The organism is Streptomyces sp. Ncost-T10-10d (assembly GCF_900091955.1).
In the GTDB taxonomy this organism is placed as follows: Bacteria; Actinomycetota; Actinomycetes; order Streptomycetales; family Streptomycetaceae; genus Streptomyces.
This window is the reverse complement of sequence record NZ_FMDF01000104.1, coordinates 1-26,813: the sequence shown is the minus strand read 5'-3', so window position 1 is coordinate 26,813 and position 26,813 is coordinate 1. Positions and strand designations below refer to the sequence as shown.

General features: G+C 71.0%; 21 protein-coding genes. 13 read left to right on the top strand and 8 right to left on the bottom strand.

The window, feature by feature from the left end:
- Window positions 1–39: 39 nt before the first annotated feature.
- The 7 genes from GA0115254_RS16855 to GA0115254_RS16825 all read left to right on the top strand — a co-directional run bounded on the left by GA0115254_RS16855 (window position 40) and on the right by GA0115254_RS16825 (window position 10,508).
- Window positions 40–1,782 carry an amidohydrolase gene (locus GA0115254_RS16855; protein WP_093896116.1) on the top strand — a complete coding sequence of 581 codons (1,743 nt, stop codon included), beginning with the start codon at window positions 40–42 and terminating at the stop codon, window positions 1,780–1,782.
- Complete coding sequence (locus GA0115254_RS16850; RefSeq protein ID WP_093896115.1) at window positions 1,779–3,101, top strand: MFS transporter; 1,323 nt, start codon at window positions 1,779–1,781, stop codon at window positions 3,099–3,101. Before GA0115254_RS16855 ends, GA0115254_RS16850 begins: the two co-directional genes overlap by 4 nt.
- Window positions 3,102–3,239: 138 nt before the next feature.
- Window positions 3,240–4,403 carry a sensor histidine kinase gene (locus tag GA0115254_RS16845; protein ID WP_093896114.1) on the top strand — a complete coding sequence of 388 codons (1,164 nt, stop codon included), beginning with the start codon at window positions 3,240–3,242 and terminating at the stop codon, window positions 4,401–4,403.
- Between the two features lie 146 nt (window positions 4,404–4,549).
- Entirely contained in the window at window positions 4,550–5,677 is a 1,128-nt protein-coding gene (gene pheS / locus GA0115254_RS16840) for a phenylalanine--tRNA ligase subunit alpha (protein WP_093896113.1), read from the top strand.
- Entirely contained in the window at window positions 5,677–8,190 is a 2,514-nt protein-coding gene (gene pheT / locus GA0115254_RS16835; protein ID WP_093896112.1) for a phenylalanine--tRNA ligase subunit beta, read from the top strand. Before pheS ends, pheT begins: the two co-directional genes overlap by 1 nt.
- A 350-nt stretch (window positions 8,191–8,540) precedes the next feature.
- Entirely contained in the window at window positions 8,541–9,890 is a 1,350-nt protein-coding gene (locus tag GA0115254_RS16830) for a transcriptional regulator (protein WP_093896111.1), read from the top strand.
- Between the two features lie 87 nt (window positions 9,891–9,977).
- The gene (locus GA0115254_RS16825; protein WP_093896110.1) at window positions 9,978–10,508 is read left to right on the top strand and encodes an NUDIX domain-containing protein; all 531 of its coding nucleotides are present in this window, start codon (window positions 9,978–9,980) and stop codon (window positions 10,506–10,508) included.
- Between the two features lie 95 nt (window positions 10,509–10,603).
- On the opposite strand, the gene GA0115254_RS16820 is transcribed toward GA0115254_RS16825, so the two are convergent.
- Window positions 10,604–11,464, bottom strand: a complete 861-nt coding sequence (locus tag GA0115254_RS16820; protein ID WP_093896109.1) for a 3-hydroxybutyryl-CoA dehydrogenase — start codon at window positions 11,462–11,464, stop codon at window positions 10,604–10,606.
- A gap of 189 nt (window positions 11,465–11,653) precedes the next feature.
- Here GA0115254_RS16820 and GA0115254_RS16815 point away from each other — a divergent pair, with 189 nt between their 5' ends.
- Window positions 11,654–12,946 (top strand): glycoside hydrolase family 10-like protein, encoded by a 1,293-nt coding sequence (locus GA0115254_RS16815; protein WP_093896108.1) that lies wholly within the window; start codon window positions 11,654–11,656, stop codon window positions 12,944–12,946.
- A 103-nt stretch (window positions 12,947–13,049) separates the two neighbouring features.
- Here the strand turns inward: GA0115254_RS16815 and GA0115254_RS16810 are convergent, their stop codons facing one another.
- Both GA0115254_RS16810 and GA0115254_RS16805 read right to left on the bottom strand, forming a co-directional pair.
- Window positions 13,050–13,262 (bottom strand): DUF1918 domain-containing protein, encoded by a 213-nt coding sequence (locus GA0115254_RS16810; RefSeq protein ID WP_093896107.1) that lies wholly within the window; start codon window positions 13,260–13,262, stop codon window positions 13,050–13,052.
- Window positions 13,263–13,347: 85 nt separating this feature from the next.
- Window positions 13,348–14,286, bottom strand: coding sequence for a DMT family transporter (locus GA0115254_RS16805; RefSeq protein WP_093896106.1), 939 nt, complete (start codon window positions 14,284–14,286; stop codon window positions 13,348–13,350).
- Between GA0115254_RS16805 and GA0115254_RS16800 the strand changes: the two genes are divergently transcribed.
- From GA0115254_RS16800 to GA0115254_RS16790, 3 genes are all read left to right on the top strand, one after another.
- Window positions 14,285–15,754 carry an aminotransferase-like domain-containing protein gene (locus tag GA0115254_RS16800; protein WP_093896105.1) on the top strand — a complete coding sequence of 490 codons (1,470 nt, stop codon included), beginning with the start codon at window positions 14,285–14,287 and terminating at the stop codon, window positions 15,752–15,754. The genes GA0115254_RS16805 and GA0115254_RS16800 overlap by 2 nt on opposite strands.
- Window positions 15,751–15,936 carry a hypothetical protein gene (locus GA0115254_RS16795; RefSeq protein WP_093896104.1) on the top strand — a complete coding sequence of 62 codons (186 nt, stop codon included), beginning with the start codon at window positions 15,751–15,753 and terminating at the stop codon, window positions 15,934–15,936. Before GA0115254_RS16800 ends, GA0115254_RS16795 begins: the two co-directional genes overlap by 4 nt.
- A gap of 61 nt (window positions 15,937–15,997) precedes the next feature.
- The gene (locus GA0115254_RS16790) at window positions 15,998–16,576 is read left to right on the top strand and encodes a histidine phosphatase family protein (RefSeq protein ID WP_093896103.1); all 579 of its coding nucleotides are present in this window, start codon (window positions 15,998–16,000) and stop codon (window positions 16,574–16,576) included.
- 52 nt (window positions 16,577–16,628) lie between these two features.
- Here GA0115254_RS16790 and GA0115254_RS16785 read toward each other — a convergent pair whose 3' ends face one another.
- From GA0115254_RS16785 to GA0115254_RS16775, 3 genes are all read right to left on the bottom strand, one after another.
- The gene (locus tag GA0115254_RS16785; protein WP_093896102.1) at window positions 16,629–17,426 is read right to left on the bottom strand and encodes a Clp protease N-terminal domain-containing protein; all 798 of its coding nucleotides are present in this window, start codon (window positions 17,424–17,426) and stop codon (window positions 16,629–16,631) included.
- Between the two features lie 83 nt (window positions 17,427–17,509).
- Window positions 17,510–18,010, bottom strand: coding sequence for a hypothetical protein (locus GA0115254_RS16780; RefSeq protein WP_093896101.1), 501 nt, complete (start codon window positions 18,008–18,010; stop codon window positions 17,510–17,512).
- Window positions 18,011–18,149: 139 nt separating this feature from the next.
- Window positions 18,150–18,647, bottom strand: a complete 498-nt coding sequence (locus tag GA0115254_RS16775; protein ID WP_093896100.1) for a peptidylprolyl isomerase — start codon at window positions 18,645–18,647, stop codon at window positions 18,150–18,152.
- 135 nt (window positions 18,648–18,782) lie between these two features.
- Between GA0115254_RS16775 and GA0115254_RS16770 the strand changes: the two genes are divergently transcribed.
- A complete protein-coding gene (locus GA0115254_RS16770; protein ID WP_218105548.1) occupies window positions 18,783–20,642 on the top strand; it encodes a glycoside hydrolase family 15 protein in 1,860 nt (619 codons plus the stop codon).
- Window positions 20,643–20,774: 132 nt separating this feature from the next.
- On the opposite strand, the gene GA0115254_RS44505 is transcribed toward GA0115254_RS16770, so the two are convergent.
- Together GA0115254_RS44505 and GA0115254_RS16765 are read right to left on the bottom strand one after the other, a co-directional pair.
- Window positions 20,775–20,921: a hypothetical protein gene (locus tag GA0115254_RS44505; RefSeq protein ID WP_176740157.1), complete on the bottom strand. Its 147-nt coding sequence runs from the start codon at window positions 20,919–20,921 to the stop codon at window positions 20,775–20,777.
- A gap of 13 nt (window positions 20,922–20,934) precedes the next feature.
- The gene (locus tag GA0115254_RS16765; RefSeq protein ID WP_093896098.1) at window positions 20,935–23,034 is read right to left on the bottom strand and encodes a B12-binding domain-containing radical SAM protein; all 2,100 of its coding nucleotides are present in this window, start codon (window positions 23,032–23,034) and stop codon (window positions 20,935–20,937) included.
- A gap of 292 nt (window positions 23,035–23,326) precedes the next feature.
- Here GA0115254_RS16765 and GA0115254_RS16760 point away from each other — a divergent pair.
- A partial coding sequence (locus GA0115254_RS16760; protein ID WP_093896097.1) for a non-ribosomal peptide synthetase occupies window positions 23,327–26,813 on the top strand: 3,487 nt, incomplete at its 3' end.

The window sequence follows — 26,813 nt, the reverse complement described above, 5'->3', positions numbered from 1 at the left end:
CCTGAGCCCGAAAGCCCTGAGCCCGAAAGCCCTTCGCCCGTGAAACTCGATCTGCTGGTCCGCAACGCGAACATCCTGACCCTCGACGACGCCCGGCCCACCGCCCGCACCCTCGGCGCACTGCACGGCCGCATCGTCGGGCTCGACGAGGAGGTCGAGCACCTCCCGGCCGCCCGGGTCGTCGACGCGGGCGGCGCCACGGTCGTGCCCGGCTTCAACGACGCCCACTGCCACTCCGCGTGGTTCGGCCTCACTCTCACCCAGCTCGACGTCTCCGGCGCACGGACCGTCGACGAGGTGTACGACGCCGTGGCCGCGTACGCCGCCACGCTGCCCGAGGACGCCTGGGTGATCGGCGCCGGACTCGACCACAACCGGACCGGCGGGCGCTACCCGCACCGCGACGCCCTCGACCGGGCCGCGGGCGGCCGGCGGGTGTGGCTGAAGCACACCTCCGGCCACGCCTGCGTCGTCAACACCCCGGTGCTGCGCCTCGCGGGCATCCTGGCCGAAGGCTTCACCGACCCGGACGGCGGGGTCGTCTCCCGCGACGAGGACGGCCGGCCCGACGGACTCCTGGAGGAGACCGCCCAGCGCCTCGTGCAGCGGCACGTACTCCCGTACCCCGTGGAGACCGTCGCCGACGCCGTCGGAGCCGCCACCCGCCACTACCTCACCGAAGGCATCACCAGCTTCACGGAGGCCGGCATCGGCGGCGGCTGGATCGGCCACACTCCCGTCGAACTCGCCGCGTACCAGCTCGCCCGCGACACCGGCAGGCTCCACACCCGCGCGCAGCTGATGGCCGCCTCCGACGTCCTGCACCCGCTGGTCTCGCACGCCGACGACGGCATCGGCCTCGGGCTCGACCTCGGGATACGCACCGGCTTCGGCGACGACCGGCTCTCCCTCGGCCCCGTCAAGATCTTCCTGGACGGTTCCCTGCTCGGCCGGACCGCCGCCGTCACCGAACCCTTCTGCGGCTGCCCGCACAACGAGGCAGAGGCGGCCAACCCCACCGGATACCTCCAGAACGACGCCGACGCCATGACCGAAACCGTCGTCGCCGCCCACCGCTCCGGCTGGACCGTCGCCGCCCATGCCATCGGCGACCGGGCCGTCGACCTCGCGCTCGACGCATTCGCCCGCGCTCAGCGCGAGCTCCCGCGCCCCGGCGTGCTCCACCGCATCGAGCATGCCGGAGTGGTCCGCCCCGACCAGCTCGGACGGTTCGCCGAACTCGGCGTGGTCCCCGTACCGCAGCACAACTTCCTGCCGCCGTTCGGCGACGCCATGGCGGAGTCGCTCGGCGCGCGGCGCACCGCCTGGTCCTACCGGTTGCGCTCGCTGCTCGACCTCGGGCTGCCCGTACCCGGCAGCTCCGACCGGCCCGTCGCGCCCGGCGCCCCGCTGCCCGCCATCCAGGCCATGGTGCAGCGGCGCACCGGCTCGGGTGCGGTGTACGGGCCCGACGAGCGCGTCCCGGTCCTCGATGCCCTGCGGGCCTGGACCGAGGGCTCCGCCCGCGCCACCGGCTTCGGCGGCCGCAAGGGGCGCCTCGTCCCCGGGCAGCTCGCCGACCTCACGATCCTCGACGCCGACCCGCTCCGCACCGATCCGGACCGGATCGGCTCGCTCCAGGTCCTCGCGACCGTCGTCGACGGCGATCCCGTCCACGACCCGCACGGCCTCGCGGCCCAGGCCGCCACCCGCACACCCGCACAGCCCGTTCCCCCGTCCCCCCAAGGCCACCAGGCCCTCCGTCCCCAGGAGAACGTGTGAGCTCGCCCGACATCAAGGACATCCGGCGACTGCTGATCGCCGCCTTCACCGGCACCGCCCTGGAGTGGTACGACTACTTCCTCTACGGCACCGCCGCCGCCCTGGTCTTCAACCGGCTCTTCTTCCCCGAGCTGGACCCGGCCGTGGGCACCATCGCGTCCTTCGTCACCTTCGCCGTGGGCTTTGTCGCCCGCCCCATCGGTGCGGCCGTTTTCGGCCACATCGGCGATCGCTACGGCCGCAAGGTCGCCCTGATCATCACCGTCGTGATGATGGGCGTCACCACCGGCTGTATCGGCCTGCTGCCCAGCTACGCCACCATCGGTATCTGGGCCCCCGTCCTCCTCGCACTCCTCCGCTTCCTGCAGGGGATCTCGGTCGGCGGTGAGTGGAGCGGCGCCATGCTGCTCACGCTGGAGCACACACCGAAGGAGAAGCACGGCAGCTACTCCTCGATCCCGCAGCTCGGCTCGCCCGTCGGCACGCTGATCTCGTCCGGCGCGTTCGCCCTCGTCGGGATGCTGCCCGACGACTCCTTCTACTCCTGGGGCTGGCGTCTGCCGTTCCTCGCCGCGTTCCCGCTGCTCGGCTTCGCGCTCTACATGCGGCTGCGGATCGAGGAGTCGCCGGTCTTCCACGCGATGCTCGCCGACGCGGAGAAGAACGGCCCGAAGCCCGCACCGCTCATCGAGGCGTTCCGCCGCACCTGGGGCCGCATGATCATCGGCATCGGCGCGGCCCTGCTCGGTGTCGGCGGCTTCTTCCTGATGACCACGTTCATCATTTCGTACGGCACCGACGAGCTGGGCATCGACAAGTCCGTGATGCTGAACGCCACCGTCATCGGCTCGGTCGTCGAGATCGTCGTGCTCGTCGTGGCGGGGCGGATCGCCGACCGGATCGGCGCCTGGACGGTCTGTGCCATCGGCGGCCTCGTCACGATGGCCGTCGCCTTCCCGGCCTTCTGGCTCGTCGACACCGGCAAGCCCGCACTGGTCTACCTCGGGGTGGGGCTCGGGATCGGCGCACTCTCCATTCCGTACGCCCCCATCGGCGCCGTGGTCTCCGGAATGTTCCCCGAGGCGTTCCGCTACAGCGCCGTCGCGATGTCCTACAACCTCGCGGGCGTCGTGGCCGGATTCGTACCGCTGCTCGCCACCTCGCTGACCGGTGCGGCGAACGGTGCCTCGTGGGGTGCGGCCCTGCTCCTGATGGTGATCGCGGCCTGCACGGCCGCCGGATCGTTCGCCTCCGGATCGCTCATGAGGCGTGAACGGGCGGCCCGGCCGGCCGGGGACCGCGTCGAGGTCGCCGTCTGACCGACACCGTGCCCCGTACCCCGCCGAACGGCGGACCGCAGCAGTGCGCCCCCGCAGGGTGTCGCTCCGTCACCGACGACTAGTAGGGTGACCAACTCGGGGGCCCACTGCACCGGTTCGAGAGGTGGGGTACGGGATATGGCTGTCGGCATGAGCAGGCCGCGCGAGACACACGCGGCCGTCGTGCGCGCCGGTGAAGGCCCCGGCACGGCGGGCGAACCGGCCGAAGGACCGGATCTCGGACAGGTCGATGCGATCGTCGATCCCGACGACCTCCCCGACGGCCTGGTCATCGCCGACGAGACCGGCCGGGTCATCTGCTTCAACTCCGCGGCCGCCCGGATCACCGCCGTGCCCCGGACCGCCGCTCTCGGCCGCCCCCTGGAACACGCGCTGCCGCTGGAGGACCTCAAGGGCCGCCGCTGGTGGGCGCTGACCGATCCGTACGGCGGCCTCGCCACCAGGGTCGGTCAGCCCGAGCGCAATCTGCTGCTGCCCGGCGGCCGAGAGGTCCTGGTCTCCGCACGGTACGTACGAGAGCACCCGACCGGCCCCGTACGCCGTCTGGTGATCTCGCTGCGCGGCACCGAGGCGCGTCGCCGCACCGAACGCAGCCACGCCGAGCTGATCGCGATCGTCGCCCACGAGCTGCGCTCCCCGCTGACCTCCGTCAAGGGCTTCACCGCGACCCTCCTCGCCAAATGGGAACGGTTCACCGACGACCAGAAGCGCCTGATGCTGGAGACCGTCGACGCAGACGCGGGCCGTGTCACCCGGCTCATCGCCGAACTGCTCGACATCTCCCGGATCGACTCCGGCCGGCTGGAGCTGCGACGGCAGCCCGTGGACCTCTCCGCCGCCGTCGAACGCCACATCCAGGCCCTCACCGCGAACGGCCAGACGCCCGACCGCTTCCTCGTCCGTACCTGCCAGCCGCTGCCGGCGGTCTGGGCCGACCCGGACAAGGTCGACCAGGTGCTCGGCAACCTGTTGGAAAACGCGGTGCGCCACGGCGAGGGAACCGTCACCATCGAAGTCGCACCCGCACCCGCGAAGAGCGACGAGAAGGGAACGGCCGTCACCGTGAGCGACGAAGGCCCTGGCATCCCCGAGGAGTCGATGGGCCGTGTCTTCACCCGCTTCTGGCGGGGGAGCAAGCGCGGCGGTACGGGCCTGGGCCTGTACATCGTCAAGGGCATCGTCGAGGCGCACGGCGGCACGATCACGGTCGGCCGCGGCCCCGGCGGCGGCGCGGAATTCCGATTTATCCTGCCCGTGAGCACGCCGGCCTACCTGGTCTGAGCAGCCCACGGGCCTCCCACACATCCTGTGACCCTTAGACTCGACCTTTGGCACCTTTGCGTCCTCCAGTCGTCGAGCGGGGCCATGGGGGTCCGGGGCTGTCCCCCGGTAAGCGCAGTACCAGCCAATCGGAAGCACGGGAAGAGATGTCGGCACCGAACAAGTCGTACGACCCAGTCGAGGTCGAGGCACTGAAACCGGAAGAGATCGAGCGCATGCGGGACGAGGCGTTCGCCGCCTTCGCCGCCGCCGGTGACCTCGACGCGCTCGCCCAGGCGAAGACCGCGCACACCGGTGGTACCTCGCCCCTGTCGCTCGCCAACCGGGAGATCGGCGCCCTGCCGCCGCAGGCCAAGGCCGAGGCGGGCAAGCGCGTGGGCCAGGCCCGCGGCGCCGTGAGCAAGGCCCTCGCCGCCCGTCAGGCGGAGCTGGAGGCCGAGCGGGACGCCCGCGTGCTGGTCGAGGAGGCGGTGGATGTCACGCTGCCCCACGACCGCACCCCGGCCGGCGCCCGCCACCCGCTGACCACGCTCATGGAGCGCCTCGAGGACATCTTCGTGTCCATGGGGTACGAGGTCGCCGAGGGCCCCGAGGTCGAGGCGGAGTGGTTCAACTTCGACGCCCTGAACTTCGTGCCCGACCACCCGGCCCGGCAGATGCAGGACACCTTCTTCGTCCAGGGCCCCGAGGGCACCACGGACGACGAGTCCGGCATCGTGCTGCGTACACACACCTCCCCGGTGCAGGCCCGCACGCTGCTCGACCGCGAGCCGCCGGTCTACGTCGTCGTACCGGGTCGCGTCTACCGCACCGACGAGCTGGACGCGACGCACACCCCGGTCTTCCACCAGATCGAGCTGCTCGCCGTCGACGAGGGCCTGACCATGGCCGACCTCAAGGGCACCCTGGACCACATGGTCCAGGCGCTCTTCGGCCGGGACATGAAGACGCGGCTGCGCCCGAACTTCTTCCCGTTCACCGAGCCGTCCGCCGAGATGGACATGGTCTGTTACGTGTGCCGCGGCGAGTCCGTCGGCAACCCGGACCGGCCCTGCCGCACCTGCGGCAGCGAGGGCTGGATCGAGCTCGGCGGCTGCGGCATGGTCAACCCGAAGGTGCTCATCGCCACCGGCGTCGACCCCCAGAAGTACAGCGGATTCGCCTTCGGGTTCGGCATCGAGCGGATGCTGATGTTCCGCCACAACGTCGAAGACATGCGAGACATGGTCGAGGGTGACGTCCGGTTCACCCGGCCGTTCGGGATGGAGATCTGATGCGGGTCCCGCTTTCTTGGCTGCGGGAGTACGTCGACCTGCCGGCGACGGAGACCGGTCGTGACGTCCAGGCCAAACTTGTGTCCGCCGGCCTCGAGGTCGAGACCGTCGAGCAGCTCGGCGCCGGGCTCAAGGGCCCCCTTGTCGTCGGCAAGGTCCTCACCATCGAGGAGCTGACGGAGTTCAAGAAGCCCATCCGCTTCTGCACCGTCGACGTCGGCCAGGCCAACGGCACCGGCGAGCCGCAGGAGATCGTCTGCGGCGCGCGCAACTTCTCCGTCGGCGACAAGGTCGTCGTGGTCCTGCCGGGCGCCGTACTGCCCGGTGACTTCGCGATCGCCGCGCGCAAGACGTACGGCAAGACCTCGCACGGCATGATCTGCTCGGGCGACGAGCTCGGCATGGGCGACGACGGCAGCGGCGGCATTATCGTGCTGCCGCCCGAGCACGAGGTCGGCATCGACGCGATCGAGCTGCTCGAACTCGTCGACGAGGTCCTCGACATCGCGGTCACGCCCGACCGCGGCTACTGCCTGTCGATGCGCGGTGTCGCCCGCGAGACCGCCATCGCGTACGGCCTGCCGCTGCGCGACCCGGCGCTTCTCGACGTCCCCGCCCCGAACTCGTACGGCTACGTGGTGAAGGTGGCCGACCCGATCGGCTGCGACCGCTTCACCGCGCGTACGGTCGTCGGACTGGAGCCCGAGGCCCGTTCCCCGATCTGGCTGCAGCGCAGGCTCCAGAAGGCCGGGATGCGCCCGATCTCGCTCGCCGTCGACGTCACCAATTACGTGATGCTCGAGCTGGGCCAGCCGCTGCACGCCTACGACCGCTCCCGTCTCGACGGGCCGATCGGGGTGCGCCGCGCCGAGCCCGGCGAGAAGCTCACCACTCTCGATGGCGTCCAGCGGGTGCTGGACCCCGCAGACCTGGTGATCACCGACAACCGCGGGCCGATCGGTCTCGCGGGTGTCATGGGCGGCGCCAACACCGAGGTCGCCGACCACGACGACCAGGTTGGTGCCACCACCGAGGTCGTCATCGAGGCAGCGCACTTCGACGCAATCTCCATCGCCCGTACCGCGCGCCGCCACAAGCTGGCCTCCGAGGCGTCCAAGCGCTTCGAGCGCGGCGCCGACCCGCAGGCCGCGGCAGCTGCCGCGCAGCGGACCGTCGACCTGCTGGTGCTTCTCGCGGGCGGCACCGCCGAGGCCGGTGTCACGGAGATCATCGCGCCGTCCGCGCCCCGGACGATCACCATGTCGGCGAACCACCCGGACCGTGTCGCGGGCGTCGACTACGGCCGCGAGACCGTCGTACGCCGTCTCCAGGAGGTCGGCTGCGACGTCTACGGGCAGGACGAGCTGGTCGTCACGGTCCCGTCCTGGCGTCCCGACCTGGGCGAGCCGAACGATCTGGCCGAAGAGGTCATCCGGCTCGAGGGGTACGAGAACCTCCCCTCGACGCTGCCCAAGCCGCCCTCGGGCCGCGGGCTCACCGAGCGGCAGCGGCTGTACCGCCGCGTCGGCCGCGCGCTGGCCGGCGCCGGCTATGTCGAGGCGCTGAATTACCCGTTCATCGGCGAGCAGGTACTCGACCAGCTCGACATCCCGGTGGACGACGAGAACCGTAGCCTGGTGAGGCTGGTCAACCCGCTCTCCGACGAGGAGCCCGCGCTGCGCACGACGCTGCTGCCCGGGCTGCTCGGTGCGCTGCGCCGCAACGACGGCCGGGGCAGCCACGACCTGGCGCTCTTCGAGGCGGGCCTGGTCTTCCGGGCTCCCGAGCAGGAGGGCATCGCGGTACGGCTGCCGGTCCACCGCCGTCCGACCGACGAGGAGATCGCCGGTCTGAGCGGGGTTCTGCCGGTGCAGCCGCGCCATGTCGCCGTCGTGCTCGCCGGTGCGCGTGAGCAGGCCGGCTGGTGGGGCAAGGGCCGCCCGGCCGACTGGGCGGACGCGATCGAGTCCGCCCGCACGGTCGCCCGTGAGGCGGGGGCCGAACTGATCGTCCGACAGGGCCAGTACGGTCCGTGGCACCCTGGCCGCTGCGCCGAGCTCGCCGTGGTGATCGACGCAGCGGAGCACACCGTCGGATACGCCGGTGAGCTGCACCCGCGCGTGGTCAAGGCGCTGCACCTGCCCGCGCGCAGCTGCGCGATGGAGCTGAACCTGGACCTGCTGGAGCAGGCGTCTCAGGGCGCCCTCCAAGCGCCGCGGATCTCCGCCTTCCCGGTGGCGACCCAGGACGTCGCGCTGATCGTCGCCGAGAGCGTCCCCGCCGCCGAGGTGGAGCAGGCGCTGCGTGCGGGCGCGGGTGAACTCCTCGAATCGCTGCGGCTGTTCGATGTCTTCACCGGCGACCAGATCGGTGCGGGCCGCAAGTCCCTGGCGTACGCGCTGCGCTTCCGCGCGGCGGACCGCACGCTGACCGTGGACGAGGCCACGGCCGCCCGCGACGCGGCGGTGGCCCTGGCCGCCGAGCGGACGGGCGCGGTGCTGCGGGGCGCGTAACGCCTCATGCGGCACACATCATGAAAGAGGGGCGTATCCGGTGACCGGATACGCCCCTCCTGTGCTCGCCGAGCGGCACAGAACCGCTCGCGGGCGTTCCCCGCACTGTCCGCGCCGCCACGGAGTGTCGGGCAGGTCGGCGGAAACGGACGGCGCGGGTGCGGGTCGTCGACTGTACGAGGGGGAGCAGACGACCCGGCCGCCTCTTGCGAGACGACTGATTCAACCGATCCGCGGACCGGCGCAACAGAGTGCGCAGCGGGACGGTTCGGGCATTGCGTTCACACCCCGTGTGAATCGTGCTCCACTGGTTCGGCACGCCTCGGCGTGCCGAACCACCGGAGGGGCAAATGGGGGCGACGGAGCCCAACATTCTGCTGGAGGCCCTGATCGAGGAGGCGGATGTCTCCCGGGCGGGCCTCGCCGCGCACATCAACCGGGCCGGCCGCTCCCGCGGACTGTGCCTGCGCTACGAACACACCGCGGTGGCACGCTGGTTGAAGGGGCAGCGCCCGCGCGGCCAGGTACCCGACCTGATCTGTGAAGTGCTCGGGAACCGGCTGAACAGGCCTCTTTCGCTGGACGACATCGGCATGGCGACCCCGGGCGCCGGCGCGGCCGTGCCCGGATCCACGCTCACCGGATTCGTCGAGCGGGCCACCGCGCTGTGGCGTTCCGACGACCAGCAGCGCCCGCACATACTCGCCTCGGCCGCCGTCACGGGCACGACCGCGGTGATGCCCGTCTGGGAGTGGGAGAACCCGCCGGAGGACGTCGATGTCTCCCGCACCGGTACGACCCGGGTCTGCACGGCCGACACAATGACCCTGCGTGCGGCCCGTGCCCACTACGAACTGATGTACCGCAGGGCAGGCGGAATCGCGACCCGTTCCCGCATCGTCGGATTCCTCAACAGCGAGACGGCCCCGCTGCTGCGCGGCGGCTACAGCGACGCGATGGGGCGCCAACTGCACCGGGCGACGGGCGGGCTGGTGGCGGTCGCGGGCATCTGCGCCTACGACTCCGACGCGCACGGGCTCGCCCAGCGCTACTTCCACCAGGCACTGCGGCTGGCCAAGGCGAGCGGGGACCGGGGGCTCGGCGGCTATGTGATCGCCCTGCTGGTCAACCAGTCGCTGTTCCTCGCCGAGTACCGGCAGTCGGTGGCCTTCGCGCAGGCGGCGCTTCGGGCAGCCGGCCGGCACATCACTCCCGCGCTGGCCGCCGATCTGTACGCGATGCAGGCCAAGGCGTACGCGCATATCGGCGACGCCACAAGCTCCCTGGAGTGCATCCGGCGCGCCGAGTCGGAGGCCGGACGCATCCGGCCGGGTCATGAACCGGACGAGACGGGGTACGTCCAGCCGGGCCTGGTCGATGTGCAGGTGGCCGAGGCCCTGCTCGGTCTCGGCGATCTGCCCGGGGCCAGGGAACACGCGGTGACGGCCGTGCGGACCCCGGCGCACGACCGGGGCCGGGTGCACCGGCTGGCCATACTGACCCATATCGAGCTGCGTCAGGGCGAGGCGGACCGGGCGGCGGCCACGGCCGTGGAGATGGCGGAGCGGGCCAGGGGCATGGAGTCGCAGCGGCTGCGCGACCGGCTGCGTGCGGTGCGTGCGGATCTGATCGCGAGTGGCTCTGCCGACGCGGGGCGGGCCGCCGAACTGATCGACGGGGCGTTGCGCGTGCCGCTGTGAGTGCGTACCCGCGGGTTCCGGTACGTTCCCCTCCGGTCCCGCTCCTGCTGCGATGTTGTCACCTACTTGTCGGAAGGTGGCAAAACCGTGCAGTGGACGAATCTGAACGAGCAAACCGTGTATGAGAATCGCTGGTTCCGGGTCAATCTCGCGGATGTACTCATCCCCGACGGCCGCCATCTCGACCACTACCTCATCCGGCTCCGCCCCGTCGCGGCGGCCACCGTCGTCAACGAGGCCAACGAGGTACTGCTGCTCTGGCGGCACCGGTTCATCACCGACAGCTGGGGCTGGGAACTCGCCGCGGGCGTCGTCGAGGACGGCGAGGACATCGCGGCGGCCGCCGCCCGGGAGATGGAGGAGGAGACCGGCTGGCGCCCGGGACCGCTGCGCCCGCTGCTGACCGTGGAGCCGTCGAACGGCCTCACCGACGCCCTGCACCACCTCTACTGGTCCGAGGAGGCCACGTGGACCGGCCAGCCCAGCGACGACTTCGAGTCCTCGCGCCGCGAGTGGATACCGCTCAAGCTGGTGCCCGACATGATCGCCCGCGGCGAGGTCCCGGCCGCGGGCATGGTGGCCGGACTGATGATGCTCCATCACTTACGGCTGGGATGAAACCCCCGGAGCCGAGGCCGGGATGAAGCCCCACAACCGCGAAAGGGGCCGGCCGGGGGTTTCCCGGCCGGCCCCGTGCGGGCGCGAGGGACGGATCAGGAGTACGGGTAGAAGCCCGAGCCCGTCTTGCGGCCGAGCCGGCCCGCGTCCACCATCCGCTGGAGCAGCGGGGGAGCGGCGTACAGCGGCTCCTTGAACTCCGCGTACATCGAGTCGGCGACCGAGGCCACGGTGTCCAGACCGATCAGGTCGGAGAGCTTGAGCGGGCCCATCGGGTGGGCGCAGCCGAGCTCCATGCCGTTGTCGATGTCCTCACGGCTGGCGATCCCCGACTCGAACATCCTGATCGCGGAGAGGAGATACGGAATCAGCAGCGCGTTGACGACGAAGCCGGAGCGGTCCTGGGCGCGGATCGGGTGCTTGCCGAGCACGTCCTGGACCAGGGCCTCGGCGCGCTTCACCGTCTCGTCGGACGTCGTCAGCGCGGGAATCAGCTCGACGAGCTTCTGCACCGGGGCCGGGTTGAAGAAGTGGATGCCGATGACCTGGTCCGGGCGAGCGGTGGCCACGGCCAGCTTCACCAGCGGAATGGAGGAGGTGTTCGAGGCGAGGATCGCGTCCTGCCGGGTCACCACCTGGTCGAGTACCTGGAAGATCTCGGTCTTGACCTGCTCGTTCTCCACGACGGCCTCGATGACGAGATCGCGGTCGGCGAACTCTCCGAGGTCGGTGGTGAAGCTCAGACGAGCCAGTGTCTCGTCACGCTCCTCCGGAGTGATCTTGCCGCGTTCGGCGGCCTTCGAGAGGGAGTTGTGCAGCCGGGTGCGGCCGATCTCCAGTGCCTCGCCGGTGGTCTCGGCCACCATGACCTCAAGACCGCTGCGGGCGCACACTTCCGCGATACCCGCGCCCATCTGGCCACAGCCCACCACTCCGACGCGTGCAATGTCGGCCATAGAGTCCGTCACCTCGTGCCTTTCGCTGTTCTGCGTGTCGCAGGTTCCCGTCTGATTCCGGTGCCCGCCCCGACCCCCCGACGTTACTCCGCGACCTACGGGTCATTGCGGGCCGGGGCGGGCATGCTCTGCGTTACGCCCGGCTACCGGGGCGACGGACGAGGACAGAGAGACGGCAGGTGCAAAGAAATGCGGCAAATGGCCAGAAGAGGCTTTGTGGCGGGTGCGGCCGGGGTGGTCGCAGCGGTGGTGAGCACCATCACCACGGCCGGTGATGCCGTCGCGGTGCCGTCCCGGCAGACCGGCACCGAACCGGCGGACACGGCGCCGCGCAAGCGTGGGCGTCATGTGGCACGGCGTGAACTGCGCGGCATGTGGGTCGCCACCGTCGCCAACATCGACTGGCCCTCCGCGCCCGGTCTGACAGCGGCCGCGCAGCAGGCCGAGCTGATCGCGTACCTCGACGAGGCCGTCGACCGGCGGCTGAACGCCGTGATCCTCCAGGTCCGGCCGACGGCCGACGCGCTGTGGCCCTCGCCCTACGAACCGTGGGCCCAGTACCTCACCGGGGTGCAGGGCAAGGACCCCGGCTGGGATCCGCTGGGCACGGCCGTCCGCGAGGCGCACCGCCGCGGGCTCGAACTGCATGCCTGGTTCAACCCGTACCGGGTCGCCAACCACACCGATCCGTCCCGCCTGGTCGCCACCCACCCCGCCAGGCTGCACCCCGACTGGGTCCTGCCGTACGGCGGGAAGCTCTACTACAACCCCGGAATCCCCGAGGTCCGCCGCTTCGTCCAGGACGCGATGCTCGACGCGGTCCGCCGCTACGACATCGATGCCGTGCACTGGGACGACTACTTCTACCCGTACCCGGTGGCCGGGCAGGTCTTCGACGACGACGCCACGTACGCGAAATACGGTGCGGGCTTCCCCGACAAGGCAGCCTGGCGGCGCGACAACACCGACAAACTGGTGCGCGAGACGGCCGAGCGGATCAAGAAGATCAAGAAGAACGTCCAGTTCGGGATCAGCCCGTTCGGTGTGTGGCGCAACGCCGCGACCGACCCGCTCGGCTCCGACACGAAGGCGGGTGTGCAGACCTACGACGATCTGCACGCCGACACCCGCGGCTGGGTCCAGAAGGGCTGGATCGACTACATCTGCCCGCAGATCTACTGGAACATCGGCTTCGCCGCCGCCGACTACGCCAAGCTGCTGCCCTGGTGGAACGCGGTCGTACGGGGCACAGGCGTCGATCTGTTCGTGGGCGAGGCCCTCTACAAGGCCGGTGACCCGGCCCAGCCCGCCGCCTGGCAGGACCCGGCCGAACTCTCCCGCCACCTCGACTTCGCCGCCGCCTACGACCAGGTGCGCGGTCATGTCTACTTCTCCGGCAAGGACGTGGTCACGGACCGGATCGGAACCATGGACCGGGTGGTGGCCGACCACTATCGCAACAGAGTGCGTCCACCCCGCTGACAGAAGAGCGGAGTGGACGCGGGGTGTTGTGGGCGGGCTGCCCGGAACTGATCGGCCCGCCCAGGGCCCGGGGGCGAAGAGCAGTGCCGTCCGCCGGAGGCCGCTACGGGGTCTCCGGTGCCTGCTTCCGGACGACGGTGTGCTGTACGACGCTGTCGGGACCGGGCGAAATCAGGTGTTCGTGTCCGTCCTCGAAGCGGACGCGGTACGGGGGGGTGCCCCCGGCCCCGAGCACTTCGACGATCTCTGCGACCCGGTCGTGCTGTCCCACGGTCCTGCCGTGCGTCAGCAGCCGGTCGCCCGCGTGTGCCTCCATCGGGAGTGACCTCCTCACGGGTGCGGTCCTTGTCGACAAGTCTATGACCGAAAAGCGACTTCGCCCGGTGGAAGGTTCGTGGTTCTCACCCACGACGCCGGGCGCGCCCCGTCCGCTGGGTGGCCGCGATGCAGACGAGCACCGCGATCGCGGCCACCGGCGCCGCCGCCGAGACCTCCTCGCCGAGCAGGAAGAACGACCACACCAGTGTCAGCAACGGCTGCGCGAGCTGAAGCTGGCTGGCCCGCGGAACCCCGATCTCCGCCATCCCGCGATACCAGACGTACAGGCCGAAGAAGGTGGACCCGGCCGCCACCCAGACCAGTCCGATCACCCCGTGCGCGGTCAGCCGCACCGGCTCCAACGGCAACGCGACGGCCGCCCCCGCCACCGCGAGCGGCAGGGAGAGGATCAGAGCCCAGCCGACCACCTGCCAGCCCGGCATGACCCCGGCCAGCCTGCCGCCCTCGGTGTATCCCGCCGCGCACACCAGCAGTGCACCGAACAGGTACAGATCACCGCCGGACAGCGCACCACCGCTCTCCTGCACGGTGAACGCGATCACCACGGCCGCCCCGGCGAGCGCCGCGATCCAGAAGGCGCGCGGCGGCCGCGCCCCGGTCCTCAGCGAGGAGAACACCGCGGTGGTCAGCGGCAGCAGCCCGACCACAACGGCTGCGTGAGAGGTCGTCGATGTCTGCAGCGCCAGCGTCGTCAGCAGCGGGAAGCCGACCACCACACCGGCGGCGACGACGACGAGCCCTGCCCGGTGCCGACGGTCCGGTACGGGGACACGGCCCGCCAGCAGCACACCACCCGCGATCGCGGCGGCGAGCAGGGTGCGCAGCGCCACCAGCGACCAGGGGCCGAAGCTCTCCAGGCCCCAGGCCGTGGACGGGAAGGTCAGCGAGAAGGCGACGACACCGATCCCGGCGAGAACTGCGCCGCCGCCGTTCGACGGGCCGGCCGTCGATGAGCCGACCGCTATCGCACTTTCGGGAGTAGCGCTATCCTTAACTTTCATGCAAGAGCGTAGCAGCGTCGCTGAACTCGTTGATTCTCTCCGTGGTGAACTGAACCGCTACTCACCCGGTGGAAAGCTGCCGTCGAGCCGGGCCCTCGTGGAGCGCTTCCGGGTCAGCCCCGTCACCGTCTCCCGGGCCATTGCCCAGCTCGCCGCCGAGGGGCTCGTCGTCACCCGCCCCGGCTCCGGCGCCTTCCGGGCGCAGCCCCGTACCGATGTGCCCCCGCCGGGCGACACCTCCTGGCAGGAGATCTCCCTCAGCGGCGACGGCGGCCCCGAAGCGGTGCCGCGTACCGTCGACGCCTCCGGTGTCCTGGTCACGCTCACCGCACCGCCGCCTGGCGTCATCGAGCTCAACGGCGGCTACCTCCACTCCTCGCTCCAGCCGGAGCGGGCGCTCGCCGCCGCCCTCGCCAGGGCCGGCCGCCGCCCCGGCGCCTGGGACCGCCCGCCCACCGACGGTCTGACCGAACTGCGTGCCTGGTTCGCCAGGGAGATCGGGCCCGCACTCACCGCCGCCGACGTACTGATCACCGCGGGTGGCCAGAGCGCCCTGGCCACCGCACTGCGCGCCCTCGCCCCGCCCGGCGCCCCGGTCCTGGTCGAATCGCCCACCTACCCGGGAATGCTTGCCGCCGCCCGCGCCACCGGACTGCGGCCCGTACCGGTACCCGTCGACGCCGACGGTGTGCGGCCGGAACTGCTCGCCGCCGCCTTCCGGGCCACCGGCGCGCGCGTCTTCGTCTGCCAGCCGCTCTTCCAGAACCCGACCGGCGCGGTCCTCGCCCCCGAACGGCGCGGCGAGGTCGTGCGGATCGCCCGTGCGGCGGGAGCCTTCGTCATCGAGGACGACTTCGCCCGCCGCCTGGTCCACGACGACGCCGGGCCGCTGCCCGCACCCCTGGCCGCCGACGACCCGGACGGTGTGGTCGTGCATGTCTGCTCCCTGACCAAGGTCACCTCGCCCAGCCTGCGGGTGGGCGCGCTCGCCGCCCGCGGTCCGGTGCTGGGACGGCTGCGCGCCATCCAGATCGTCGACAGCTTCTTCGTACCCCGACCGCTCCAGGAGGCCGCGCTCGAACTGGTCGGCTCCCCGGCATGGGGTCACCATCTGCGTTCCGTATCGACCGAGCTGAGAAACCGGCGCACCGCCATGACGACGGCCCTGCGGCAGGAGCTGCCCGCCCTCGCGCTCCCGCACATCCCCGCGGGCGGCGGCAGCCTGTGGCTGCGCCTGCCCGACGCGGAAGCCGGTACGGACGAGTCCGCGGTGGTCTCGGCGGCTCTGCGCGCGGGCGTGGCCATCGCACCCGGCCGCCCGTACTTCTGCGCCGAACCCCCTTTCCCGCAGGTCCGGTTGAGCTTCGCCACGGTCGCCGGGGCGGCCGAGATCGCCGAAGGGGTCCGACGACTGCGCACCGCCTGCGACGAAGTCCTGACCGGTCAGGGGGACGGCCTCCGGCCATGAACGACGACAGGCCCCGGCAACGTCACGAGATCTCGTCCGACCCGTCCCGTCCGGACGCGGCCCGTATCCACCACCGCAGGTTCACGCTCGCCACCGAGGATGCCCACGGGGCCTACGAGAAGGTCGACTTCGAGCCACTGAAGGACCCGCACAAGTGGATGTACTTCCTCCGGCTCGGCTGAGCCGGACGCGCTTGCGAAGGCCCTCTTGACCCGCGTGGCGTTGGGATCCACGATCACCGCCATGACTGTTCGAGTCTCGCTCGTCGCCGCGGCACGCAGCTCCGCCCTGCTCGCCGAGCGCTTCGACGACGACCGGCCGCTCGACCACGCCGGCTGGCACGAGGTGCAGCTCGCCGCACACGCCCTCGTACCGCTCCTGGCCGCCGCCGAACTGCGTTACTGCTCACCGACCCCACGCAGCCGCGCCACCGGTGAGGCGCTCGGATACGCCGCGCTCGTCCAGCCCGCCCTGCGCGACTGCGACATGGGCCGCTGGCGCGGCTGCACCCTCGCCGATGTCACGGCATGCGAACCCGCGGCCGTCGACGCGTGGCTCGCGGACCCACGCTCAGCCCCGCACGGCGGTGAACCGCTGCTCGCCTTCATCTCGCGGATAGGGGGCTGGCTGGACACCCGCCCCGCATGCGACGGCGCCATCGTCACCGTCGCGGAACCGGCAGTGGTCCGGGCCGCCCTCGTCTATGCGCTGGGGGCCCCGCCGTCGACGTACTGGAACGTCGACGTCCGACCGTTGTCCACGGTCACGCTCACCGGTGTGCCGGGCCGCTGGAGCCTCAGGCTCGAAGCGGGAGCCCGCTGAACGGCCGCCTCTCGCGGGCGCATCACGTCTTCCCCCGGACGGGCCGCTTCGGTCAGGCCTCCTTGTCCGAGGCGGTGGCGATGTGCGTGAGGGCCTCGGCGATGCCCGTCTCGGCGGTCGCCTTGTCGTTGGCGATGAGCGTGAGGGCCGCGGCGATGCTCGTCGCGGCGGTCGCCTTGTCGATGCCGAGGTCTGTCAGCACACCCGCGCCGTCCTCCTGCTCCAGCAGGGCGAGCAGGATGTGTTCCGTGCCGACGTAGTTGTGGCCCATCCGCAGGGCCTCCCGGAACGTCAGCTCCAGCGCCTTGCGGGCGCCGGCGTCGAACGGGATGAGGTCCGGCAGTTCGTCGACCGCGGCCGGCAGAGCATCGGTCGCGGCCTGACGGACGGCCTCCAGCGCCACGCCCTGGGACTTGATGAACGCGGGGCCCAGGGCCTCCGGCTCGGCGAGCAGTCCCAGCACCAGGTGCTCGGTGCGCACCTCGTTGTTACCCACCGCGCGGGCCTCGTTCTGCGCGGTCATCACGACGTTCCTGGCCCGCTCGGTGAAGCGGCCGAACCCTTGGCTGGGGTCCAGGTCCGAGGGCTCGCCGGGGTCCTTGGAGACGAACCGTTTCTGGGCCGCCTGCCTGGTCACCCCCATGCTCTTCCCGATCTCCGTCCAGGAAGCGCCCGAGCGCCGGGCCTGGTCCACGAAGTGCCCGATCAGATGGTCGGCCACATCACCGAGGTGGTCCGCGGCGATGACCGCGTCGGAGAGCTGGTCGAGGGCGTCGGTGTGGACCTTCTTGATGGCCTCGATCAGGTCGTCGAGGCGTACGGGATTGGTTGGGCGTACAGGTTTCACCATGTGTCAACTGTAGGTTGACACATCTTCACTGTCAACCATCAGTTGACAGTGAAGGCTGCGGAATCCGCGCCACCGGTGCGGGATCACCAGAGCGCCGTACAGAACACGCATGCCTCCCAATGGGCCGGCGCGCACAGGACGCGGTGCCGCACGCACGAGGCCATGGCGGCTTCCTCCGGGCCGGGAAAGGGGAAGCCGCCGCTCGGCCGCTCCACGTCGGCCGGATCGAAGGCCTCGACCATCTCCCGGTACTGCCGCAGAAAGCCCTCGGCGAAGGGCGGCTCGTAGTCCAGTTCGTCCCACCGGTGCCTGCGCAGCGCGAGATCGAGCACCCGCAGGACGAAGTCCTTCGCCGCGGCCTGCTCGTGCGGGGAGCGGCCCCAGTCGACGTCCTCCAGATCGAACCCGACCACCCCGCGCCCGATGACGTTCTGGTCCTGCAAGGTCAGCAGAGCGGCGAAGCGGTGCTCCCAGACGCTCTCGGCGAGGTCGGACACGGCCAGCATGAGCACATCGACGAAGACGTCCGTGCTCCCGTTGGACATGGACAGGCTGCGGCCCGCGCCGTGAAAGACGTTCCCCATCCGAACACCGTACCGAGCGGAATCGCGCGGCCGGTCGGCCGGTCGGCCGAGGCCGTCCCTCTCCGGCCGGATACGACGGAGCGCGCCGTCCGACGGAGTCCGTCGGACGGCGCGCTCGTTCAGCGGTTCCGTATGCGGGTCAGAGGACGCCGCTGTCCGCGATGGTGATCTTCGCCTGGGGCCGGCCGCTCTGCGTGCCGAGGGCCTCGATCTTCTTGACCAGGTCCATGCTCTCCTGGTTGTCGACCTCGCCGAACACCACGTGCTTGCCGTCCAGCCACGACGTCACGATGGTCGTGATGAAGAACTGGGAGCCGTTGGAGTCGGGGCCACTGTTGGCCATGGAGAGCAGGCCCGGCTTGGTGTGCGCGAGCTTGAAGTTCTCGTCCGGGAACTTCGCCCCGTAGATGCTCTTGCCACCCGTGCCGTTGCCCTGGGTGAAGTCGCCGCCCTGCAGCATGAAGTCGGGGATGATCCGGTGGAAGGACGATCCCTTGTAGCCGAAGCCCTTCTCGCCGGTCGCCAGCGCGCGGAAGTTCTCCGCGGTCTTGGGAACGACGTCGTCGAACAGTGTGAACGTGATCCGCCCAGCGGGCTCGTCATTGATGGTGATGTCGAAGTAAACCTTGCTCGTCATGCAACCATCCTGACATCGATGCGCTCGGCGCCGACGGGCGGGCACGGTACCGGGCCCGTCTCCCGCTGTCCTGCACGTCGACGGCTGGTTAGCCTGAAGAAGGGGGGCGCAGGCTCAGGGAGGTCCGTCGTGACTGTGGAGGCCAATGCGAGCACCGGAACGTTCAGTGGTTTCGGCGCGTCCCCGGGCGTCGGCGCGCCCCGCTATCTGCCCGTTGCCGAGCACGGCCTGATCGGCGATCTGCGCAGCGCGGCGCTGGTGGGCACGAACGGCACCATCGACTGGTACTGCTGCCCGCGCTTCGACGCACCCAGTGTCTTCGCGTCGATCCTCGACGCCGACCGTGGCGGGTACTTCGAGCTCGCGGCGGATGCCCCGACGCGCACCAAGCAGTTCTACTTCCCCGACACCAATGTGCTGATCACCCGCTTCTTCGCGGAGGACGGGGTCGGCGAGGTCCAGGACTTCATGCCGGTACTCGACGATTCGCGCGAGGCCGACCGGCACCGTCTGATCCGCCGCGTGGTGTGCGTCCGCGGATCGCTGCCGTTCCGCGCCCGTGTGGCCCCCCGTTTCGAGTACGGGGCGCAGCCGCACACCGTGCACGCACAGCATCGCCAGGCGGTCTTCGAATCGCCCTCACTCACTCTCGCGCTGACGTCGAGTGTGCCGCTCGAGGTCGCCGGCCAGGACGTATGGTCGCTGTTCAAGCTGCACGAGGGCGAGTCCGCGGTCTTCGCCCTCGACCGGGTCGGCGGCGACGTGGCGCCCCGTTTCTGCCCGCTGTCCGAGGCGGAGCAGCAGTTCAACGCCACCGTCGGTTACTGGCGGCGGTGGCTGTCCCGGTCGCGGTACCGCGGTCGCTGGCGGGAGATGGTGCAGCGCTCCGCCCTCACCCTGAAGCTGCTCACCTACGCCCCGACCGGTGCCATCATCGCCGCACCGACCACCAGCCTGCCCGAACGCATCGGGGGCGAGCGCAACTGGGACTACCGCTACGTCTGGATCCGTGACGCGGCGTTCTGTGTGTATGCGCTGCTCAGGCTCGGCTTCACCGAGGAGGCCGAGGCCTTCATGGGTTTCCTTTCCGAGCATGTCCCCCTCGAAGTGACCGAGACGACCGGCCCGCTGCAGATCATGTACGGCATCGACGGGCGCCGTGAGCTGCCCGAGCGCGAGCTGACCCATCTCGAGGGGTACCGGGGCTCGGCCCCCGTACGCGTCGGCAATGATGCCGTCGGCCAGTTGCAGCTGGACATCTACGGGGCGCTCATCGACGCCCTCTACCTCTACAACAAGTGGGGGCAGCCCATCTCCAGTGCGCACTGGGACAGCATCAGCGAGGTGGTCGACTGGGTGTGCGACCACTGGGACCAGCCCGACCAGGGGATCTGGGAGGCGCGCAGCGGGCGCAAGAACTTCCTCTACTCGCGACTGATGTGCTGGGTGGCCATCGAGCGCGCCATGCGGCTGGCCCAGCATCGCGGCCTGCCCGTCGACATCGTGCGGTGGGGGCGGGCCCGGGATGCGATCTATCGCCGGATCATGCGCCATGGCTGGTCCGACGAGCGGCACGCCTTCGTCCAGTACGAGGACGGCCACGTCCTCGACGCGTCCCTGCTGATGATGCCGCTGGCGAAGTTCGTCTCCCCGACCGACCCGAAGTGGCTCGCCACGCTGGACGCGCTGGGCGAGGACCTGGTGTCCGACTCGCTGGTCTACCGCTACGACCCGCAGGCCAGCCCGGACGGACTGCGGGGCGATGAGGGCACGTTCTCGATCTGCTCGTTCTGGTACGTCGAGGCACTGGCCCGCGCCGGCCGCCTGGACGAGGCCCGGCTCGCCTTCGAGAAGATGCTCACGTACGCCAACCACCTCGGTCTGTACGCGGAGGAGATCGGCCACACCGGGGAGCAGACCGGGAACTTCCCGCAGGCCTTCACCCACCTGGCGCTGATCAGCGCGGCCTTCGGTCTGGACCGCGCGCTCGGCTAGTCGGGGCGCGACTTCGCCGCTGATGCCGGTGATCCGGCCGATGTCTGCTCGAAGTTGCTCCGGTGTGGTGTCGGCGTAGTCGCTCGGGCCGGGCTTGCGGGCTGCCGGGACCGCCCGACCGGACCTGTTCAGCTACTCGGTGGGTTCGGGCCGGTCGCTGAGAAGACCGGTGAGACGCTCCCGTACTGACGATGACAGGGCCGGAGCCGACGAGGTGGCGCCGAGGCCGATGCCCGGCTCGCGGGCGACATCGGTCACCGTCCGTCCGAACGAAGGCACGAGCTCGATCGCGTCACGGGTGTACTCGTCCGAGTACCGCTTCGGTGGCGACGTCCACCGCGCGTACGACCACGACCCCCTGGGCCACCAGGTGGTCCAGGAGGCTCACGTCGACCGTGTCGTCGGGGTCAGCGCCCGACTCCGCGTACTTCTGGATCTCGGCGCGCAGACCGGCGGCGGACATCGGGCCCTCTCCGAGACGGCGCAGGACGAACTCCTCCGCGGGGCTCAGGGGGTACAGGGCCGAGGCCGCCCTGTCGACGGCGATGGTCAGCGTCATGCGTGACACCTCGAAGACGGGGCGCGCGCCCTGCGCGGCGGGGTCGTCGAAGTGCACGGCCCCGGAGTTGGCCACATGGACCCGCTGCAGCTCGCAGTCGGTGGACAGGGCGACCGTCGCCTCGTCAGGTACCGCCTTCGACGGGGTCGCCGATTCGCCGGCGGCGGCGAAGAACCGGCGGAACGCGTCCGGGCCCACGTCGGCGTTGTAGAGGATGTCCTCCGGCACGTCGATCAGGGCGACCTCCGGGTAGAGGCGCTGGATCCGTTCCATGGCCGCCGCGCCGTCCGACACCTCCTGCGGTGCCGTGTGCCGGAAGTCCAGGTGGTACCAGCGCTTCTTGGGGTCGCCGAGGACGATGATCCCGTACTTCTCGGGGGTGTCGGCGATGGGAGCGCCCTTGAGCAGCCTGAACGTGCCCACGTCCGCACGGGCGATGACGTGCCGGTGGTCGCGGACGAACCGGTAGGTGTCGTCCGCCTCCTCCGCCGTCTCGGACGGGAAGCCGCTGAACACCCCGGCCTCCACGGAGATACCCGCCGAGCTGCACATGCGCAGGATGTTCGACATGCGCTGCCGGTCGGTCCCCTTGACCATCGCCTCCAGCACGCGTTCGTTGGCGCTCTCCATCCCCATGTACAGGCGCACGCAGCCGGCCCGGCGCATGGTGGCGAAGAGTTCGTCCGTCATCCCCTTCTCGAAGCGGGCCACGCCGTGCCATTTGATGTCCGTGCCGCGGGTTATCAGGGCTTCGGATATCTGCTTCAGGTGCAGGGGCAGCATGACGTCGGACTCGAACGAGAACACGCTCTCGCCGGTGGCCTTCTGGATGGTGGCGACGTCCTCGGCGATGAGCTGCGGCGAGCGCATCCGGTACGGCGTCATCTTGATGAACGCGTAGTTGCAGAAAGCACATTTGTTGAAGTAGCAGCCGCGCGTGGGCATCAGACAGATGATGCGCTTGGGCGCGAAATAGCGGTCCATCGGCATCATCGTGAAGTCCGGCGTGGGCGACCAGTCCAGATCGAGCTGGTAGTGGTCGTCGAGCTGGCTGACGACTTGGCCGTCCACGTACCGGACCATGTTGACGACGGCGGTGAGGTCACGCTTGCCGTGCAGCGCGTCGACGAAGTGCAGGAACGTCTCGTCTGCCTCGCCGACGAAGAAGGAGTCCATCCAGCGTCCGAACCGTCCGTCCGCCATCAGCACCTCCTTGCCCCAGGTGATCACCGGGCCGCCGAAGGTGAGGTGGATGCCGGGATCCGCTGCGCGGATGCGGTCGGCCAGGATGAACGCGGGTATCAGCTGGGAGAAGTACGGGACGGACAGGCCGATCACCTTCGGGGCCGCGGCCAGCAGCGACGGAACGGTGGTCGTCTCGAAGTACCGGGCGAGCGGGCCCGCGTCGGTCCGGACGGCTGCTTCGATCTCCTCGTAGGAGTCGTAGGAGCTCGGCGAATAGGAGTACTTGCCGAACCGGACCCGTGGATGCGATGCCGAGAGCAGGTCGCCGGCGAGGTGGAACAGGCGCTTGGCGAACAGGAGCTTCATCGGGTCGTAGAAGTCGACCGGGTCGCGCAGAATGGCGCGCGCCGCGTCGATGTCGGCGATCAGTTCCGCAGCCGTGCCGCTCGTCCGGCCGGGAACGTCCTCGCGGTGCAGCGCCTCGGCCAGTGCGTCCGGTCGCCAGAGATCGTCGAACGCCTCGAGGTTCACGTCGCGCAGCGACACGTCCGGGTAACCGGCCCGCTTCAGGACCGCGCCGAGCAGCGGCAGAGCGCCGTAGGGCAGCGAAGGATCAGCGGCGGGGGGAAAAACGATCGTGATGTTCACGAGGTGCTCCGCGTCGGCGAGGAGGGCTGAGACGGAGGCACACACCCCGCGTCGGAGCGTAGCCCACGCACTGCGCCGGGCCAACTGCCATGATCTTGCTCGTTATTGAAGTGAGATTCGGTCAACCCCGTTGCGCGTGCGGTTTTCTGTAGCGGTCAAGATCTTGTGGGAGCGCTTCGGGAGGTGGAACCATGTGCCTCCGCAGGCGGGGTCGGGAACGGGCGGGCCGGCGTACGGCCGAAGGGATTCGGCGTGCGGCGGGAAGGCAAGTGGGGACCGGGGGTTGGCGGCCATGACGGGTTGGAGTACTCCGGCCTCCTTCGACCAGGAGCGGGTGTGGTTCGCGAGCCGGCTTGATCCGGACTCCCCGGCGTTCAACGTCCCCACCGTCGTGTCGCTGTCCGGTGTCGCGCTCGGCGCCGGAGACATGGCAGCGACCCTGCGCACCGTGGTGGAGCGCCATGAGGCCCTGCGGACATCCCTGGCGGAGGCGGCGGACGGCTCGCTCCGCCAGACCGTTCACGAGCACGTGGAACTGACCGTGGACGAGGAGGACCTGCGGTCCCTGGAGCGGGCGGCGGCCCGCAGCCGGACCGAGGAGCTCCTCACCGAGCTGGCCGCGGAGCCCTTCGACCTGACGCGGGCCCCGCTGTTCCGCGCCCGGCTGGTCCGCCTCTCCGAAGCGGACCGGCTGCTGCTGGTGGTGGTCCACCACAGCGCGTTCGACGCCGCCTCGGTGGCCCTGCTGGACCATGAGGTCACCGAGCTGTGCCGGGCGGCCGCGGAGGGCCGCCCCGCCGAGCTTCCGCCGCTGCCTGTGCAGTACGCCGACTACGCCACCTGGCAGCGCTCCCGGTACGACAGCGGCGAGTTCGAGCCGGACCTGGCCTACTGGCGACGGCGGCTGGCCGGGCTGCCACCGGTGCACGCCCTGCCGCTGGACCGGCGGCGCCCCCCGGTCCGGAGCAACACCGGTGACACCGTGCGGTTCGCCGTGCCCGAGGAGGTCGGCGACGCGGTGGCCGCGCTCGCGCGGCGCGGCGGCACCACACCGTTCACGGTGCTGCTCGCGGCGTTCACGGCCCTGCTGGCGCGTACCTCGGGCAGTGCGGACGTGGTGGTCGGCGTTCCCGTGTCCGGACGCGTCCTGCCCGAGGTGGGCGCGCTGATCGGCATGTTCGTCAACACGGTCGTGCTGCGCACCGACGCGTCCGGGAACCCGACCTTCGGCGAGCTGGTGGCCCGTACCCGCGATGCGGTGGCCGACGCGCTGGAGCACTCCCAGCTGCCGTTCCAGAAGCTGGTCGAGGAGCTGTCGCCCGAACGCGACCCCAGTATCTCCCCGCTCTACCAGATCGCGTTCAACTACCTGCCCGACTCCGGGAACGAGCTGGTCGACACCGGCACCGCCAAGGACGAGCTCGTTCTGGAACTGGGTCCGCAGGAGGGGCGGCTGAGCTTCCGCACCGACCTGTTCGACCGCCGCACGGCCCAGGCCCTGGCGGAGCGCTACGTCAGGTTTCTGGCCGCTGCCTCGCCGGAGACCCGGCTGGCGGACCTCCCGCTGGCCGGCGCGGAGGAGGGGGCGCGGCCGGCGGACGGCCGGGGTCCGCACCGGGAGCTGCCGGCCGGGCTGGTGCCGGACCTGTTCCAGGCCCGGGTGGCCGCGAGCCCCGAGGCCCCGGCGGTGGTCGGCGCCGGCGTCTGCCTGAGCTACGCCGAGCTGAACAGCCGCGCCAACCGGCTCGCCCGGCTGCTCGTCCGGCGCGGCGCGGGTCCCGAGTGGCGGATCGCCCTGGTCCTGCCGAGGTCCGCGGAGATGATCGTCGCGGTGCTCGCGGTGTTCAAGGCCGGCGCCGCCTACGTACCGGTCGATCCCGACCTCCCCCCGCTCCGCCGGGAGTTCCTGCTGACCGACTCCGCGCCCGCGCTCGTCCTCACCCTCGCCGCGACGGCGGACCAGGACCTGTCCGAGGCCCCGGTGCTGGCGCTGGACGACCCGGCCGTGCTCGCCGAGCTGGCCGGGGCCGACGACGCCGACCTCACCGATGCCGACCGGACGGCCCCGCTGCGGCCGGCCGGCCTCGCCTATGTGCTGTACACCTCCGGATCGACCGGCCGGCCCAAGGGCGTGGCGGTCCCGCACTCCGGGCTGAGCAACCTCGCCCACGCGCACATCGACCTGCTCGGCATCGGGCCGGACGACCGCGTGGCCAACCGGTCGACCTGGTCCTTCGACATCTCGGTGCTGGAACTGCTGCCGACGTTGCTGGCCGGTGCCGCGCTCGTCGTCACCCCGAGCGAACCGGCCCTCCTCGGTGCGGAGCTGGCGGACTGGCTGCGCCGGCACGCGGTGACGCACCTCCTCGCACCGACACCGGTCGCGGCCACCCTTCCGGCCGGTGCGCCGCCCACGCTCCGGGTGGTCTTCGTCGGCGGCGAGGCGTGCCCGGCCGAGCTGGTCGTGCGGCTGGGCGCCGACGTGTCGTTCGTCAACGGGTACGGCCCGACCGAGACCACCGTCGTCGCCACCACATGGCCGGGCCGGCAGCAGCCGCCGACCGCGGTCGCGCCGATCGGACGACCGCTGCCGAACACCGCCTGCTACGTGCTGGACGACCGGCTGCGCCCGGTGCCTCCCGGGGTCCCGGGAGAGCTGTACGCCGCCGGCCCCCATGTCGCCCGCGGCTACACCGGCCGGTTCGGCCTGACCGCCGAGCGGTTCGTGGCCGACCCGTTCGGGGCGCCGGGCACGCGCATGTACCGGACCGGTGACCTGGTGCGCCGGAACCACGACGGCGACCTCGAGTTCCTCGGCCGGACCGACCGGCAGGTCAAGGTCCGCGGCTACCGGATCGAACCGGGCGAGATCGAGACGGCGCTGACCGAATGCGCCGGTGTCCGGCAGGCCGTCGCGGTGGTGTCGGCCGACGACCCGCCGCGGCTGATCGGCCACGTGGTGGCCGAACCGGGGGCCGGGCCCGACCCGGAGGCGCTGCGCGGGGAGCTGGCCGCGGTGCTGCCCCGGCACATGGTGCCGGCGCAGATCACCGTGCTGGAGGCGCTGCCGCTGCTCCCCAACGGCAAGCTCGACCGCACCGCGCTGCCCACCCCGCCCCCGGCCCGGCCCGGGGCCGGCCGCCGGCCCGCGACGGAGCGGGAGAGGGTGCTCTGCGCGGCCGTGGCGCACGCCCTGCACCTGGACGAGGCCGGTGCCGACGACGACTTCTTCCAGCTGGGCGGCGACAGCATCTCGGCGATCACCCTGGTGGCCAGGGCGCGCGCCGCCGGACTGCGGATCACCGCACGGCAGGTCTTCCGGCACCGCACCCCCGCGGCCCTGGCCCAGGTCGCCGCCGGGGTGGCCGACGGCGCCCCGGCCGGTGGCGAACCGGCCCCGCTCGTACGCCTGGACGCCGCCGACCGGGACCGGCTGGCCGCCCGCCACCCCGGCCACCACGACGTACTGCCGCTCTCGCCGCTGCAGCAGGGGCTGCTCTTCCACGCCCAGTACGACGAGCAGGCGCCCGACGTCTACACCGTGCAGCTGGTCCTCGACCTGTCCGGCCGGCCGGACGCCGGCCGGCTGCGCGCCGCCGGGTCCGCACTGCTGCGCCGGCACCCCAACCTGCGCGCGGGGTTCTGGACCGACGGCGCCGAACCGGTGCAGGTGATTCCCGTTCCGGGCCCCATGCCCTGGCAGGAGCTGGACCTGCGCCCGCTGGACGCCGGTCGGCAGGACGAGGAGATACGTTCCTTCCTGGCCGCGGACAAGGCAC

Bases quoted from the DNA above. Each gene is read 5' to 3' on its own strand.
- GA0115254_RS16845 (WP_093896114.1), top strand. From the start codon at position 3,240: ATGGCTGTCGGCATGAGCAGGCCGCGCGAGACACACGCGGCCGTCGTG.
- pheS (WP_093896113.1), top strand. From the start codon at position 4,550: ATGTCGGCACCGAACAAGTCGTACGACCCAGTCGAGGTCGAGGCACTG.
- pheT (WP_093896112.1), top strand. From the start codon at position 5,677: ATGCGGGTCCCGCTTTCTTGGCTGCGGGAGTACGTCGACCTGCCGGCG.
- GA0115254_RS16830 (WP_093896111.1), top strand. From the start codon at position 8,541: ATGGGGGCGACGGAGCCCAACATTCTGCTGGAGGCCCTGATCGAGGAG.
- GA0115254_RS16820 (WP_093896109.1), bottom strand. From the start codon at position 11,464: ATGGCCGACATTGCACGCGTCGGAGTGGTGGGCTGTGGCCAGATGGGC.
- GA0115254_RS16815 (WP_093896108.1), top strand. From the start codon at position 11,654: ATGCGGCAAATGGCCAGAAGAGGCTTTGTGGCGGGTGCGGCCGGGGTG.
- GA0115254_RS16810 (WP_093896107.1), bottom strand. From the start codon at position 13,262: ATGGAGGCACACGCGGGCGACCGGCTGCTGACGCACGGCAGGACCGTG.
- GA0115254_RS16800 (WP_093896105.1), top strand. From the start codon at position 14,285: ATGCAAGAGCGTAGCAGCGTCGCTGAACTCGTTGATTCTCTCCGTGGT.
- GA0115254_RS16805 (WP_093896106.1), bottom strand. From the start codon at position 14,286: ATGAAAGTTAAGGATAGCGCTACTCCCGAAAGTGCGATAGCGGTCGGC.
- GA0115254_RS16795 (WP_093896104.1), top strand. From the start codon at position 15,751: ATGAACGACGACAGGCCCCGGCAACGTCACGAGATCTCGTCCGACCCG.
- GA0115254_RS16790 (WP_093896103.1), top strand. From the start codon at position 15,998: ATGACTGTTCGAGTCTCGCTCGTCGCCGCGGCACGCAGCTCCGCCCTG.
- GA0115254_RS16785 (WP_093896102.1), bottom strand. From the start codon at position 17,426: ATGGTGAAACCTGTACGCCCAACCAATCCCGTACGCCTCGACGACCTG.
- GA0115254_RS16780 (WP_093896101.1), bottom strand. From the start codon at position 18,010: ATGGGGAACGTCTTTCACGGCGCGGGCCGCAGCCTGTCCATGTCCAAC.
- GA0115254_RS16775 (WP_093896100.1), bottom strand. From the start codon at position 18,647: ATGACGAGCAAGGTTTACTTCGACATCACCATCAATGACGAGCCCGCT.